The organism is Amycolatopsis sp. PS_44_ISF1, assembly GCF_032335455.1.
Lineage (GTDB): Bacteria > Actinomycetota > Actinomycetes > Mycobacteriales > Pseudonocardiaceae > Amycolatopsis.
The window spans coordinates 260,057-273,736 of record NZ_JANUXO010000004.1; the positions used below are offsets into that span (position 1 = coordinate 260,057).

Annotated in this window: 14 protein-coding genes; 4 read left to right on the forward strand and 10 right to left on the reverse strand. The window is 72.4% G+C overall.

What is annotated here, in order from left to right:
• Nucleotides 1-35: 35 nt before the first annotated feature.
• Nucleotides 36-590, reverse strand: a complete 555-nt coding sequence (locus NYF13_RS31075; protein ID WP_315661499.1) for a TetR/AcrR family transcriptional regulator — start codon at nucleotides 588-590, stop codon at nucleotides 36-38.
• A gap of 106 nt (nucleotides 591-696) precedes the next feature.
• Here NYF13_RS31075 and NYF13_RS31080 point away from each other — a divergent pair, with 106 nt between their 5' ends.
• The 3 genes from NYF13_RS31080 to NYF13_RS31090 are packed head-to-tail and all read left to right on the forward strand — an operon-like array spanning nucleotide 697 to nucleotide 2,782.
• Nucleotides 697-1,065: a DUF4267 domain-containing protein gene (locus tag NYF13_RS31080; RefSeq protein ID WP_315661500.1), complete on the forward strand. Its 369-nt coding sequence runs from the start codon at nucleotides 697-699 to the stop codon at nucleotides 1,063-1,065.
• 35 nt (nucleotides 1,066-1,100) lie between these two features.
• Nucleotides 1,101-1,583 (forward strand): cation:proton antiporter regulatory subunit, encoded by a 483-nt coding sequence (locus NYF13_RS31085; RefSeq protein WP_315661501.1) that lies wholly within the window; start codon nucleotides 1,101-1,103, stop codon nucleotides 1,581-1,583.
• Nucleotides 1,583-2,782: a cation:proton antiporter gene (locus NYF13_RS31090; RefSeq protein ID WP_315661502.1), complete on the forward strand. Its 1,200-nt coding sequence runs from the start codon at nucleotides 1,583-1,585 to the stop codon at nucleotides 2,780-2,782. Before NYF13_RS31085 ends, NYF13_RS31090 begins: the two co-directional genes overlap by 1 nt.
• A gap of 51 nt (nucleotides 2,783-2,833) precedes the next feature.
• Here the strand turns inward: NYF13_RS31090 and NYF13_RS31095 are convergent, their stop codons facing one another.
• The 9 genes from NYF13_RS31095 to NYF13_RS31135 form a co-directional block, all read right to left on the reverse strand.
• Nucleotides 2,834-4,726 (reverse strand): Xaa-Pro dipeptidyl-peptidase, encoded by a 1,893-nt coding sequence (locus NYF13_RS31095; protein ID WP_315661503.1) that lies wholly within the window; start codon nucleotides 4,724-4,726, stop codon nucleotides 2,834-2,836.
• Nucleotides 4,727-4,853: 127 nt separating this feature from the next.
• Nucleotides 4,854-5,606, reverse strand: a complete 753-nt coding sequence (locus NYF13_RS31100; RefSeq protein WP_315661504.1) for a pseudouridine synthase — start codon at nucleotides 5,604-5,606, stop codon at nucleotides 4,854-4,856.
• A complete protein-coding gene (gene scpB, locus NYF13_RS31105) occupies nucleotides 5,596-6,294 on the reverse strand; it encodes an SMC-Scp complex subunit ScpB (RefSeq protein ID WP_315661505.1) in 699 nt (232 codons plus the stop codon). Before scpB ends, NYF13_RS31100 begins: the two co-directional genes overlap by 11 nt.
• Nucleotides 6,291-7,313, reverse strand: coding sequence for a segregation/condensation protein A (locus NYF13_RS31110; RefSeq protein ID WP_315661506.1), 1,023 nt, complete (start codon nucleotides 7,311-7,313; stop codon nucleotides 6,291-6,293). Before NYF13_RS31110 ends, scpB begins: the two co-directional genes overlap by 4 nt.
• Nucleotides 7,313-7,711, reverse strand: a complete 399-nt coding sequence (locus NYF13_RS31115) for a cobyrinic acid a,c-diamide synthase (RefSeq protein ID WP_315661507.1) — start codon at nucleotides 7,709-7,711, stop codon at nucleotides 7,313-7,315. The genes NYF13_RS31110 and NYF13_RS31115 overlap by 1 nt, the downstream gene beginning before the upstream one ends.
• Complete coding sequence (locus NYF13_RS31120) at nucleotides 7,708-8,715, reverse strand: AAA family ATPase (RefSeq protein ID WP_315661508.1); 1,008 nt, start codon at nucleotides 8,713-8,715, stop codon at nucleotides 7,708-7,710. Before NYF13_RS31120 ends, NYF13_RS31115 begins: the two co-directional genes overlap by 4 nt.
• 161 nt (nucleotides 8,716-8,876) lie before the next feature.
• A complete protein-coding gene (gene xerD, locus NYF13_RS31125) occupies nucleotides 8,877-9,779 on the reverse strand; it encodes a site-specific tyrosine recombinase XerD (RefSeq protein ID WP_315661962.1) in 903 nt (300 codons plus the stop codon).
• Between the two features lie 100 nt (nucleotides 9,780-9,879).
• Nucleotides 9,880-10,512, reverse strand: a complete 633-nt coding sequence (locus tag NYF13_RS31130) for an NUDIX hydrolase (protein ID WP_315661509.1) — start codon at nucleotides 10,510-10,512, stop codon at nucleotides 9,880-9,882.
• Entirely contained in the window at nucleotides 10,509-12,209 is a 1,701-nt protein-coding gene (locus tag NYF13_RS31135; protein ID WP_315661510.1) for a CTP synthase, read from the reverse strand. Before NYF13_RS31135 ends, NYF13_RS31130 begins: the two co-directional genes overlap by 4 nt.
• A 122-nt stretch (nucleotides 12,210-12,331) precedes the next feature.
• On the opposite strand from NYF13_RS31135, the gene aroA reads away from it, so the two are divergent.
• Nucleotides 12,332-13,660: a 3-phosphoshikimate 1-carboxyvinyltransferase gene (aroA, locus tag NYF13_RS31140; protein ID WP_315661511.1), complete on the forward strand. Its 1,329-nt coding sequence runs from the start codon at nucleotides 12,332-12,334 to the stop codon at nucleotides 13,658-13,660.
• The last annotated feature ends 20 nt before the right edge of the window (nucleotides 13,661-13,680 follow it).

Here is a 13,680-nt window from a genome sequence, read left to right on the forward strand (position 1 = left end):
CCCGTCCCGGCCGGTCGGGCGGCTCTCCCGCGCCGCTACCCGCCGAAGCGGGCCACCAGCAGGGCCAGCCGTTCGGCGCGGTGCCCGGGGCTCAGCCGGGCGCCGCGGTCGAGGGTGACCAGCCCGTGCAGCGCGGCCCAGAACGTCTCGGTCAACGTCGCCGGGTCCTGACCGTCCGCGACCGGCTCGATGACCGCCAGCAGGGCGGCGAACGCCGTGCGCAGCGCCGGGGGCGAGTCTTCGGTGCCGAAGGGCAGTGAGGACGCGAGCGTGAACATCGCGTCGTAGAGAGCGGGCTTCTCGTCGGCGAAACGGACGTACGCCTCGGCGACCCCGCGTACGCCGCTGTCACCGGCTTGGCCCACGCACTCGGCGAACTCGACGCAACCCTCTTGCACCGCGGCCGCCATGATCGCGTCCTTGCCCGCGAAATGGCTGTACAGCACCGGCTGGCTGTACTCGATCAGGGCTGCGAGCCGCCGGGTCGTGACCGCGGCCCAGCCCTCCGCCTCGGCCAGTTCCCGCGCGGCGGTGACGATCCGCTGTTCCCGTTCCGCCCGGTCGCGCTCCCGGCGCAATCGCTGGTTCACGCCCCGGACTCTAGCACCGCTAGACAAAATAGCGGCGCTAAGTTAGCGTCGGCAGCGTTTCTAGCAACGCTAGATTTCCTGCTCGATCTTCTTCCGGAGGATTTTCATGCTGCTCGTCGGTTACCTCCTCGCCGGTCTGGCCGGCACCGGGATCATCTACGTCGGCCTCGGTTACCTGTTCGCGCCGGAGAAGTCGGCGAAGACCTTCGGCCTGCCGGCGATCCCCACCGGCACCCCGGCGTTCTTCCAGCTCAAGGGCGTCCGGGACATCGGGTCCGGTCTCGTGGTGGGCGCGGCCGTGCTCTCCGGCGGGCCGTCCGTGGTCGGCTGGGTGCTGCTCGCCGAGGCGTTCATCCCGTTCGGCGACCTGCTGGTCGTCCTGCGCCACCGGGGCAGCCGCGCGATGGCGTTCGGCGTGCACGGGCTCACCGGCGCGGTGCTGGTGGTGGCCACCCTGCTGCTGGTGCTCGGCTGAGCCAGGCGAATCGGACAATGGGTTACCGTGGCCGGGTGAACGTCGAAGTCACCCCCCTGCCCGGAATCGGGGTCCGCAAGGACTTCGCCACCCGCAACGGCCGCCGGATCGGCGTCGTGACCCAGCGGGACGGCCAGATCGAGCTGATCGTGTCGAAGTCCGACGACCCGGACGCCTGCCTGGCCTCACTGCCGCTGACCGCCGACGAGGCGGGCGCGCTGGCCAACCTGCTGGGCGCGCCGCAGCTGGTCGCGCAGCTCAACGAGGAGCACCGCGAGCTGCCCGGGATCAACACCAGGCAGCTGCCGATCACCTCGGCCGGCCCGTTCGACGGCCGGACCCTGGGCGACACGGCGATGCGCACGCGCACCAGCGTGTCGGTGGTCGCGGTGATGCGGGCGGGGCAGGTGCACCCGTCGCCGACGCCGGACTTCACCTTCACCGCGGGCGACCTGCTGGTCGCGGTCGGGACTTCCGAGGGGCTGGAAGCCGCCGCCAAGATCCTCAAGCACGGCTGATGGACCACACCGCCCTGTCCCTGATCGAACTCGGAGCGGTCTTCTTCGGCCTCGGCGCGCTCGGCCGGCTCGCCGGGCGGATCGGCCTCTCCCCCATCCCGCTCTACCTGATCGGCGGCCTGTGCTTCGGCTCGGGCGGGCTGATCCCGCTCACCGACATCGGCGACTTCACCCACCTGGCCAGCGAGATCGGCGTGGTGCTGCTGCTCCTGCTGCTGGGGCTGGAGTACTCGGCGGCCGAGCTGTTCACCGGGCTGCGCAGCTCGTGGACGGCCGGGCTGCTGGACATCGTGCTCAACGCCGCCCCCGGCGCGGCGGTCGCCCTGCTGCTGGGCTGGGGCCCGATCGGCGCGATCGTGATGGGCGGGGTCACCTACATCTCCTCGTCCGGGATCATCGCGAAGGTGCTGGGCGACCTCGGCCGGCTCGGCAACCGCGAGACGCCGGTGGTGCTGTCCATCCTGGTCTTCGAGGACCTGGTGATGGCGCTCTACCTGCCGATCCTCACCGCGATCCTGGGCGGGGTGAGCTTCCTCGGCGGGCTCGAGGCGGTCGGCATCTCGCTGCTGGTGATCACCGTGGTGCTGGTGATCGCGCTGAAGTTCGGCCGGTACGTCTCGGCGCTGGTGGACAGCGAAGACCGCGAGGTGTTCCTGCTCAAGATCCTCGGCGCGGCCCTGCTCGTGGCCGGCCTCGCCTCGGCCATGCAGGTCTCGGCCGCGGTCGGCGCGTTCCTGCTGGGCATCGCCGTCTCCGGCTCGACCGCGCACAACGCGACCCGGCTGCTGGAACCGCTGCGGGACCTGTTCGCCGCGGTGTTCTTCGTGGTGTTCGGCCTGAACACCAACCCGGCCTCCATCCCGCCGGTGCTCGGCTGGGCCGTGGTGCTCGCCGTGGTCACGACACTGACCAAGGTCGCCACCGGCTGGTGGGCCGCGCGCAGGCAGGGCATCGGGAAGCTCGGCCGGTCCCGGGCCGGGGCCGCGCTGGTAGCCCGGGGCGAGTTCTCCATCGTCATCGCCGGACTGGCCGTGACCGCGGGCGCGGTCGACGGCGAGCTGGCCGCACTGGCCACCGCGTACGTGCTGCTGATGGCGATCCTCGGCCCGACCGCGGCCCGGGTGGTGGAGCCGGTGGCCAAGGCGTTGCAGCGCAAGAAGAAACCCGCCGCCGAGACCGCCCCGGCGGCGTCGGGCTGACGCGCCCGGGAGACCGCGGCCGACCCGCCGCGGTCTCCCGGGACGGCCGGCCTAACGCAGGTCGAGCGGCGCGCGGCCGTCGACGTGGGCCAGCGGACCGGACGGCGCGTACGTCCTCGGCGCTGCGGGCACGGTGCCCACCAGCGGCACCTGCACGGACGTCTTGGCGAGGTCGAGCGTCAGCTTCGGCCCCTTCGACGGACCGGTGATCACGTCGGTGTCGGTGCCGCCGATGATCAGCGCCAGCGAGTGCCCCGGCGGGACCACGTGGTCGGTGCTGGCCAGCCGGAACGTCATCGTGTACGGCCGGCCCGGGGTGAGCGGCTGCTCCTGGCTGAGCGACTGGTAGTTCGCCAGGTCCGCCCAGCCGCGGCTGATCACGGTGTAGCCGACCTTCGTGGTGTCGGCGCTGGTCACCTTATAGCAGGCGTCGTCCCCGGGCGCGTTCTCACCCCAGCACGTCTCGCTGGTGCCGGTCTTGATGCCTTCGCCCGGCCCCGCGTAGTTGCGGATGGTGGCGGAGCCGTAGTCCACGAGCATCGCGGACAGACGGGCCGAGGACGTGCTCGGCGTGGCCGTGACCGTGATCGACGAGGTGCCCGAGACCTGCAGCGACGAGGACAGCGTGCCGGTGCTGTAGAGCACGCGGTTCGCCGACGTGGCCGCCGGGTTCGCCGCCCAGCCGTTCTCGGTGCCCCGGAGGTTGTCGGTGAACGAGGCCGTGCCCGAGGCCGCGGACGGGCTGAGCGTGCCCACCCCCGCCGTAGCGCCGGCGTGCGGTCGCAGCGTGGTCGCCGAGACCCCGGCCGCCGGGTACGAGGACTGGTCGGCCCACTGGTCCGGCTGGCGTTCGACGGTGGCCATCGGCTGCTTCTCGATGCCGTTGTCGATCCCCATCAGGTAGTGGTCGAACCACTGGTGCAGCGTGTCCACCCACTGGGCGCGCCGGTAGTCGAACGGGTCGACGTGCCCGGTCTGGGCCAGCCAGATCTTGCGCGGCACCCCGTTGGCCGCGAGCGCGTCCCACCACTGGCCGAAGTTGATGGTTTTGACGTTCAGGTCGTTCACGCCGTGCGAGAGGAAGACGCTGGCCTTCACGTTCTTCGCCTGCTTCACGTAATCGCGTTCGGCCCAGAGCGGGCCGTAGTCGCCGTTGGCGGTGGCGCCCTGCGCGAGCTTGCCGTTCTCGGCCGAGCAGTCCTGCCCGCCGTTGCGCGCTTCCACGGTCTCGGCGAGCCCGTCCGGGTCGAAGCCGAACGACGCGCCGTCGGAGCGGTAGTAGTCGTACCAGGAGCTGATCCCGGAGATCGGCACGATCGTCTTCAGCCCGTCGACGCCGGTGGCGGCCACGCCGTTGGCGATCGTGCCGTCGTAGGACTTGCCGATCATGCCGACGCTGCCGTTGGCCCAGCCGGGGGTGACCTGGCTGCCGCCGGACTTCGCGCTGTAACCGGTGGCGCGGCCGTTGAGCCAGTCGATCACCTTCTTCGCGGACTGGACGTCGGAGGTGCCGCCGACGTCCACGCAGCCGGTGGACCGGTTGGTGCCGGCCAGGTCCACGAGCACCACCGCGTAGCCGCGCGGCACGAAGTAGTTGTCGTAGAACAGCGGGAACCCGACCGGGCGGCCCTGCTGGTCGTAGGTCTTGAACTCGCTCTCGTTGCCGCGCCCGACCGACGAGTAGTACGGGCTCGCGTCCATGATCACGGGGATCTTGGTGCCCTGGGCGGCCGGCTCCTTCGGGCGCACGATGTCGGCGGCGACGCGGTCGGACCGGCCGTCGCCGTCCCCGTCGCGCCCGATGTCCACCCACACCGTCTCGCGGACGGCGCCGGCGAAGTCGTACACGGGGTCGGTGCCGGTGGCGGCCGAAGCGGCCTGGACCGGGACCACGAGCCCCGCGGCGACGACCACCGCGGCGCAGAACCCTCTGAGCACACGCATGAAACAGCCCTCCAAGCCATCTCGGATGCGCTCAAGCTAGGAGGGCGGGCGCCCGGGCGTTAGAGCGGAAAGTGGGGACCTTCCCCTCCGGCCGGCCGAACGGCCCGGCGCGGCCCGCGGCCCGGTCTCAGAGCTCGACCGTGCGGTAGAGCGAGCCGACCTCGCCGCGGGTCAGCCGCCGGATCGTGCCGGGCCGCTGGTTGCCGAGCTGCACGTCGCCGACCGCCGTGCGCACGAGCTTGCGCACCGGGTGCCCGGCCGAAGCCATCAGCCGCCGCACGATGTGCTTGCGGCCCTCGTGGATCACCAGCTCCACCATGGTCTTGCCGGAGTGCATGTCCTTGACCCGGAACTGGTCGACCTTGACCAGTCCGTCGGGCAGCTCCCAGCCGCTGCGCAGCTCCTTGCCCAGCCCGCGCGGCACCAGACCGTCGACCTCGACCAGGTAGGTCTTGAGCACCCGGTAGGACGGGTGCATCAGCCGGTGGCCGAGGTCACCGTCGTTGGTCAGCAGCAGCAGGCCCTCGGTGTTCTCGTCGAGCCGGCCCACGTGCACCACGCCGGGGGTCTCCTCCCAGCGCCCGCGCAGGTAGTCGCCGACGCACGGGCGGCCGCGGTCGTCCGACATCGTGGAGTGCACGCCCTTGGGCTTGTTGAAGGCCAGGTAGACCAGGTCCTCGCGGAGGTTCACCCGCGTGCCGTCCACGTGGATCACCGCCTCGACCGGGTCCACGCGGCGGCCCAGCTCGGTGACGACCTCGCCGTTCACCTCCACCCGGCCGGCCACGATCAGGTCCTCAGCCGCGCGCCGGGAGGCGATGCCGGCCTGGGACAGGACCTTCTGCAGCCGGACGCCGTCGGGGTGTTCCTCAGATGTCATCGATGGTGTCCACTTCGGGTAGCAGCGGAGCGATCGGGGGCAGGTCGTTCAGTGACGACAGCCCCAGTCGCTCCAGGAACAGCTCGGTCGTCACGTACAGCGTTCCGGTCGTCTCGGGATCGGTGCCCATCTCCTCGATGAGCCCGCGCGCGAGCAGCGTCCGGATCACGCCGTCCACGTTCACGCCCCGCACCGCGGCGACCCTGGCCCTGGTCACCGGCTGCCGGTACGCGATCACGGCGAGGCTCTCCAGCGCGGCCCTGGTCAGTTTCGACCGCTGGCCGTCCAGCAGGAGCTTCTCCACGAACGGGGCGTAGGTGTCCCTAGTGTAGAACCGCCACCCTTCGCCGACTCGCCGCAGGTCGATCCCGCTGGCCCGCTCGGTCAGCTTCCGCGCCATGGCCCGCAGCCCGGCGGTGACCCGCGCCACCGGCTCCCCGAAGGTACCGGCGAGCGACTCCTCGCTGATCGGCGAGTCGACCACCAGCAGGAGCGCTTCCAGCGCGGCTTCGAGGGCTTCGTCGGTGGTCAGGTCGGGGAGGTCGCTTTCGTCCGCGGCGGCGACCGCAGCGGACTCGGGATCCTCTGGGGGGAGGGGGTTTTCGGTCGTGGCGTCGGCCGGCCCGGTCGGCGCGTCGAGGTCGGGGGCCTCCCCGTCCGGTCCGGGCGGGGGATTCTCGGTGCTCACCCGTACTCCTCTTCCTCAGCCAGGGTGCGGTCCTGGTCCGCGGCGGCCGAGGCCTCCGCCATGGTGCCGCCGGTCCAGCGGACGTGCAGTTCGGCCAGGGCCTCGAGCTGGTCGAACTGCACCGAGGACTCCCGGTACAGCTCCAGCAGCGCGAGGAACCTCGCGACGATCTCGACCGTGTGCTCGCAGTCCCCGACCAGTTCCTTGAACGTCGCCTCACCGGCCTCCGCCAGCCGGATCCGCAGCAGGGCCGCGTGTTCGCGCACGGACACGCGGCCCATGTGCAGGTGGGCGAGCGACACCGTCGGCGGCGGCTTGGGCCGGAAGACGGCCACGGCGATCTCCGCGAACTTCTCCGGGGTCACGCCCAGCATCACCTCGGGCAGCAGGCCGAGGTACCGCTCCTCCAGCGCCACCGAGCGCGGGTAGCGCCGCAGCGCGCCCTGTTCCAGCTCGCCGAACAGCGCCGCCACCTGCTTGTACGCGCGATACTGCAGCACGCGCGCGAACAGCAGGTCCCGCGCTTCCAGCAGCGCCAGGTCGTCCTCGCTCTCCACCTCCGCCGCCGGCAGCAGCCGGGCGGCCTTGAGGTCGAGCAGGGTCGCGGCGATGACCAGGAACTCCGTGGTCTCGTCGAGGTTCCAGTCCGCCCCGAGCGCGCGGGTGTAGGCGATGAATTCGTCGGTGACGCGGTGCAGCGCCACCTCGGTCACGTCCAGCTGGTGCTGCGAGATCAGTTGCAGCAGCAGGTCGAACGGACCCTCGAAGTTGGCCAGGTGGACCTGGAACTTCGACGTGCTCAGTTCCTCGGCCGCACCGGGCGGCAGGGTCCCGCCGTGCACGGTCTCGTGCTGGATCGGCGCCTCCACCGCGGCTTCCAGCTCCGCGACGGCCTCCGAGAGCACCGGATCCCCGGGCCCGGCCGGTTCCGCGGAGCCGGCCGCCCCCACCGGGGCCACCGGCGCTTCCGGGACCGCCGTGTCCGGCTCCGGCTGCGGGGCCGATGCCGGTTCGTCCATCAGCCCTCGGTTTCGCCTTCGTCGTCCTCGCCCGCGCGCAATCGCCGGACCAGCACCGACTCCTCGCCGTGCTGGTCGAAGTCCGCGAGCAGCACGGCCACGGCCTCGCGCACCAGCCGGCCGCGGTCGACGATCAGGCTGTGCTTGGCCCGCAGGTTCAGCCGGGTCTGCTCCATCGCCAGCAGCTCTTCGCCCGAGACGTACACGGTGATCTTCGCGTCGTGCTTCGTGCGGCCCGAACCGCTGCGGGCGGCGCTGCGCGAGAGCTGGCCGGACGCCGGGGCCGGCTCGGTCGCCGGCTCCGGCGGCGCGGGCGGCCGGTCGAGCGCCGGGGTCGACGGGCTGGAGGTGAGACGGAAGAGCTCCGACGCTCCGGGCAGGGAAGCGCGCCTGCTCACCGAGCGATCACCTCGCGGGCCAGCGCGCGATACGCCGCCGCACCGGCGGACTTGGGTGCCCAGGTCGTGATCGGCTCACCCGCGACCGTCGTCTCGGGGAACCGCACCGTGCGGTTGATCACCGTGTCGAACACGGTGTCGCCGAATGCCTCCACCACGCGCGCCATGACCTCCTTCGAATGCAGGGTTCTCGGGTCGTACATGGTGGCGAGAATCCCGACTATGTCCAGTTTGGGGTTGAGCCGTTCCTGCACCTTCTCGATCGTGTCGATCAGGAGCGCAACGCCTCGCAGACTGAAGAACTCGCACTCCAGCGGGATGACCACACCGTCCGCGGCGGTCAGTGCGTTCACCGTCAGCAGGCCGAGCGAGGGCTGGCAGTCGACAAGAACATAGTCGTAGTCGTTCATCACCGGACGCAGCACCCGTAACAACGTGTGCTCGCGCCCTACCTCTGCGACCAGCTGGACCTCGGCCGCGGACAGGTCGATGTTGCTCGGCAGCAGGTCAACGCCGTCCACGCGGGTCTGGCGGAGCACGTCCTCGACCTTGACCGAGCGCTCCATGATGACGTTGTAGACGGTCTGGTCCAGTTCGTGCGGCTGGATGCCCAGACCGACCGACAGGGCGCCCTGCGGGTCGAAGTCCACCAGCAGCACCCGGCGGCCGTACTCGGCCAGGGCCGCGCCCAGGTTGATGGTGGAGGTGGTCTTGCCGACCCCGCCCTTCTGGTTGCACATGGCGAGCACCTTGGCCGGGCCGTGCCGCTCCAGCGGCTGCGGCTCGGGGATCTCCCGCAGCGGGCGGCCGGTGGGTCCGATCCCGCTCTCCTCGCGCTCCCGGGCCCGCGCCCGGGCCCGCTCCGCGCGGCTCAGCGGCCGGGACGGCTCGTCGCCGTCGTGCTCGGCCGGAGTCGCGATGGTCGCCTGGCTGAGGCTCGCCGCGGCCGACCCGGCGGACGCGGCCGGACGGGCCGGCTGGTTCGGCTGGTTCGGTGTCGACATGGCGGGAAAGCTCCTTGTTTCGGCAAAGTCCCCGGCAGCCTAAACGCGGAGTCGGAGCCCCGGCAAAGCGCCGCGCCGGGGCGGGAGCGCCAAGTCACCACAGCCGGTGACCGCGCGGGCCGGGGCCGAACCGGCCGGGATCGAGCAGCTCACGCGGCCGTTCAGCCCAGCGCACGGGGATGCGCGGTGGCGTAGACCTCGCGCAGGGTGTTGACCGTGACGAGGGTGTACACCTGCGTCGTGGTCACCGAGGCGTGGCCCAGGAGTTCCTGCACGACCCGGACGTCCGCGCCGCCTTCGAGCAGGTGCGTGGCGAACGAGTGGCGCAGGGTGTGCGGTGAGACGCCCGCGGTGATGCCCGCGCGCTCGGCGGTGTCCTTGAGCACCTGCCACGCGCTCTGCCGGGAGAGCCGGCTGCCGCGGGCGTTGAGGAAGATCGCGGACGTGCCGCGCCCGTGCGCCGCGAGCACCGGGCGGGCGCGCACGAGGTAGGTGTGCAGGGCTTCGAGGGCGGGGCGGCCGATCGGCACCAGCCGCTGCTTGCCGCCCTTGCCGTCGAGCAGCACGGTGCGGTCGCCGTCGTCCACGTCGTCCACGTCGAGCCCGACCGCCTCGGAGATCCGGGCCCCGGTCGAGTACAGCAGTTCCAGCAGCGCCCGGTCGCGCAGCGCGCGCTCGCCCTCGGGCGGCGGGGTCTCCAGCAGCTTGAGCACGTCGCTCACCGGCAGCGCCTTGGGCAGCCGCCGGGCCGGCGCGGGCGGGCGGACCTCCCGCGCCGGGTCGTGCTCGGTGAGGCCGTCGGTGTGGGCGAACTTGTGCAGCCCGCGCACGGCGACCAGGGCCCGCGCCGAGGAGGAAGCGGCGAGCGGCCGGTGCTCGGCGTCGCCTTCGCGCAGACCCGCGCCGAACGCCGTGACGTGCACGGAGGTGACCTCGGGGAACCGGGTGACGCCGGAGGCGGCCAGGTGCGCGGAGTACCGGCGCAGGTCACGGGCGTAGCTGTCCAGGGTGTTGCGGGCGGTCCCGCGCTCGACGACCAGGTGGTCGAGGTAGGCGGCGATCACCTCGTCCACCCCGGTCCTGCCCGCGCCCGTCACCCGGACACTCTAGGGCCGCACCCCCGTCCGGGGCCCCCGACGCGCGGCAGCCCCGGACGGGTGCGGATCAGCCTTCGGCGCGACGGCGGGCGAACCGGGTCGGCCGGTCCCGCCACGGCGCGTCGGCCGGGCGGGTCCGGGCGGCGCCGGTGACCACCGCGTGCGCGGCGAGCACGCCGGACACGGTCGCGCCGTTGACCAGTTCACCGGACAGCGCCATCGCCACGGCGTCGGCCAGCGGGAACTTCCGGATCACCAGGTCGGCCTCCTCCTCACCGAGCACCTCGCGATCCACATCGGACAGGTCGCGGGCCAGGAACACCCGCACCACCTCGTCGGTGAACCCGGGCGAGGCGGCGACGTCGACCAGGGTGGACCAGTCGGCCGCGGCCAGCCCGGCCTCTTCGACCAGCTCGCGCCGGGCGGCCTCGACCGGCTCCTCCCCCACGTGGTCGATCAGCCCGGCGGGCAGCTCCCACAGCCGGTGCCCGAGCGGGTGCCGGTACTGGTGGACCAGCGTGACCGCCCCGTCGGCGTCGAGCGCCAGGATCGCCACCGCGCCCAGGTGCTCCACCACCTCCCGGGTCGCGGTCCCGCCGCCCGGCATCACCACCTCGTCGACCCGCAGGCCGACCACCCGTCCGATGTGGACGACGCGGCTGCCGGCGACGGTGAACTCGTGCCGCCCCGGGCCGGTCACCGGGCCGCCACGGGGGCTTCGGCCAGCTCGACCGGCAGCCGTTCGGCGACCTTGCGGTCCACCACGGCCTTGACGAACGCGCCGAACAGCGGGTGCGGCCGGGTCGGGCGGCTCTTGAGCTCGGGGTGGGCCTGGGTGCCGACGAAGAACGGGTGCACGTCCGCGGGCAGCTCCACGAACTCCACCAGCCGGTCGTCGGGCGAGGTGCCGGAGAAGACCAGTCCCGCGTCGGCGAGCTGCTTGCGGTAGGCGTTGTTGACCTCGTAGCGGTGCCGGTGGCGCTCGGAGACCTCGGTGCTGCCGTAGGCCTTCGCGACCTGCGAGCCCGCCTTGAGCTTCGCCGGGTAGGCGCCGAGCCGCATGGTGCCGCCCATGTCGCGCTCGCCCGCGACCACGTCGCGCTGGTCGGCCATGGTGGAGATGACCGGGTGCCCGGTGTCCTCGTCGAACTCGGCCGAGTTGGCGTCGGTGATCCCGGCCAGGTGCCGGGCCGCCTCGATCACCATGCACTGCAGGCCCAGGCACAGGCCCAGCACCGGCAGCCCGCGGGTGCGGGCGTACTCGATCGCGCCGACCTTGCCCTCGATGCCGCGGATGCCGAACCCGCCCGGGATCAGCACACCGTCCACATCGGACAGCACCGAAGCCGCGCCGGACGCGGTCTGCGCGTCGTCGGAGGCCACCCAGACGATCTCGACCTTGGCGCGGTGGGCGAACCCGCCCGCGCGCAGCGCCTCGGTCACCGACAGGTAGGCGTCGGGCAGGTCGATGTACTTGCCGACCACCGCGATCCGCACGGTTTCGCTCGGGTTGTGCACCCGGTCGAGCAGGTCGCCCCACACCGTCCAGTCGACGTCGCGGAAGGGCAGGCCGAGGCGGCGCACCACGTAGGCGTCGAGCGCCTCGCGGTGCAGCACCTTCGGGATGTCGTAGATCGACGGCGCGTCCGGGCAGGCGATGACCGCCTCGGTGTCGACGTCGCACATCAGGCCGATCTTGCGCTTGAGGTCCTCGGGGATCTCCCGGTCGGCCCGGCAGACCAGCGCGTCGGGCTGGATGCCGATGTTGCGCAGCGCCGCCACCGAGTGCTGGGTCGGCTTGGTCTTGAGCTCGCCCGAGGGGGCGAGGTAGGGCACCAGCGACACGTGCAGGAAGAAGCAGTGGTCCCGCCCGACGTCGTGGCGCACCTGGCGGCAGGCCTCGAGGAACGGCAGCGACTCGATGTCGCCCACCGTGCCGCCGACCTCGGTGATCACCACGTCCGGGGCGTTGCCCGCCTCGTCCGGGACCGCGGCGGCGGTGATCCGCGCCTTGATCTCGTCGGTGATGTGCGGGATCACCTGCACGGTGTCGCCGAGGTACTCACCCCGCCGCTCCTTGGCGATCACCTCGGAGTAGACCTGGCCGGTGGTGACGTTGGCCTTGCCGTCGAGATCGCGGTCGAGGAAGCGCTCGTAGTGCCCGATGTCGAGGTCGGTCTCGGCCCCGTCGTCGGTGACGAACACCTCACCGTGCTGGAACGGGTTCATCGTCCCGGGGTCGACGTTGAGGTACGGATCAAGTTTCTGCATCGTGACCCGGAGCCCACGTGCGGTAAGGAGTTGTCCCAGGCTGGACGCCGTCAGACCCTTACCCAGAGAGGAGGCGACGCCTCCGGTGACAAAGACGAATTTGGTAGCCCGCGACTGAAGTCCCACGGGCCGCCAGCATATCCCACGGGGGCCGAACCCACTCGGTGGCGGGTTCCCCCGGCGTTTCGCGGAGGCGCAAGCACCCGTGGCCGGAGGGCGGGCGAGCGGACGGCGCTAGGCTGCCGAGCGTGACGAACGCGCACGAAGACCCCTGGATCGCGCCGGTCTCGACCGCTCCCCTGGACGCCCGGGTACGCGTCCCCGGCTCGAAGTCGATCACCAACCGCGCCTACGTGCTGGCCGCGCTCGCCGCCGCCCCGACCCGGGTGCGCGTGCCGCTGGACTCGCGCGACACCCGGCTCATGCTCGGCGCGCTCGCCACCCTGGGCGGCCGCTCGGAGGCGACCACCGACGGGTTCCTCCTGCACCCGCTCTCGGGCAGCCACGCCGAACCGGCGACGGTCCGCCTCGGCAACGCGGGCACGGTCGCGCGCTTCACCCCCGCGCTGGCCACGCTGGGCCAGGCGCCGGTGCGGTTCGACGGCGACGAGGCGATCCGCCGCCGCCCCATCGGCCCGCTGCTGACCGCCCTGCGCCGGCTCGGCGCCCGGATCGACGACGAGGGCCGCGGCGCCCCGCCGTTCACCGTCCAGGGCGAGGCCGGGCTGCGCGGCGGCCGGGTGGACCTCGACTCGTCGGCGTCGAGCCAGTTCCTCTCCGCGCTGCTGCTGGCCGGGCCGGCCTGCGACCAGGGCGTGACCGTGCGGCTGGTGGGCGACGCGCCGCCCAGCGAGCCGCACATCGCGATGACGCTGGACATGCTCCGCCGCTTCGGCGCCACGGTGGTACGCGAGGGCGCGGAGTTCCACGTCGAGCCGACCAAGCTGTCCTGCCCGGAGTACGTGGTCGAGCCGGACCTCTCGACGGCCGCGCCGTTCCTGGCCGCCGCCGTCGCCGCGGGGGGCCGCGTGCACGTGCCGGGCTGGCCGGCGCACACGACGCAGCCGGGTGACTGGCTGCGCTCGCTGCTGCCGGCGCTGGGGGCCACGGTGGAGCTGGACGCTTCGGGGCTGACCGTCACCGGCGGCTCGTCGATCCCGGGCGTCGAACTGGACCTGCACGAGGTCGGCGAGCTGACCCCGGTGATCGCCGCGCTGCTGTGCCTGGCCGAGGGCCCGTCGGTGATCACCGGCGTCGCCCACCTGCGCGGTCACGAGACCGACCGGCTCACCGCGCTGGCCACGGAGCTCTCCGCGCTGGGCGCCGCGGTCACCGAGACCGAGGACGGCCTGCGCATCACCCCGGCCCCGCTGCACGGCGGCGTCTTCCACACCTACCACGACCACCGCCTGGTCATGGCCGCGGCCGTGCTGGGCCTGCGGGTGGCGGGCGTCCGCGTGGAGAACCCGGCCACGGTGGGCAAGACCTTCCCGGGGTTCGTGGAGACCTGGACCGGCCTGGTGGGCACGCCGGACGCCGGGCGATCGGATCAGCCCGCTCCGGACCGGCCCGCCTGATTCGGCGACTCTCGCCCCGC

Bases quoted from the DNA above. Each gene is read 5' to 3' on its own strand.
- NYF13_RS31100 (WP_315661504.1), bottom strand. From the start codon at position 5,606: ATGACATCTGAGGAACACCCCGACGGCGTCCGGCTGCAGAAGGTCCTG.
- NYF13_RS31090 (WP_315661502.1), top strand. From the start codon at position 1,583: ATGGACCACACCGCCCTGTCCCTGATCGAACTCGGAGCGGTCTTCTTC.
- NYF13_RS31120 (WP_315661508.1), bottom strand. From the start codon at position 8,715: ATGTCGACACCGAACCAGCCGAACCAGCCGGCCCGTCCGGCCGCGTCC.
- NYF13_RS31095 (WP_315661503.1), bottom strand. From the start codon at position 4,726: ATGCGTGTGCTCAGAGGGTTCTGCGCCGCGGTGGTCGTCGCCGCGGGG.
- NYF13_RS31080 (WP_315661500.1), top strand. From the start codon at position 697: ATGCTGCTCGTCGGTTACCTCCTCGCCGGTCTGGCCGGCACCGGGATC.
- NYF13_RS31110 (WP_315661506.1), bottom strand. From the start codon at position 7,313: ATGGACGAACCGGCATCGGCCCCGCAGCCGGAGCCGGACACGGCGGTC.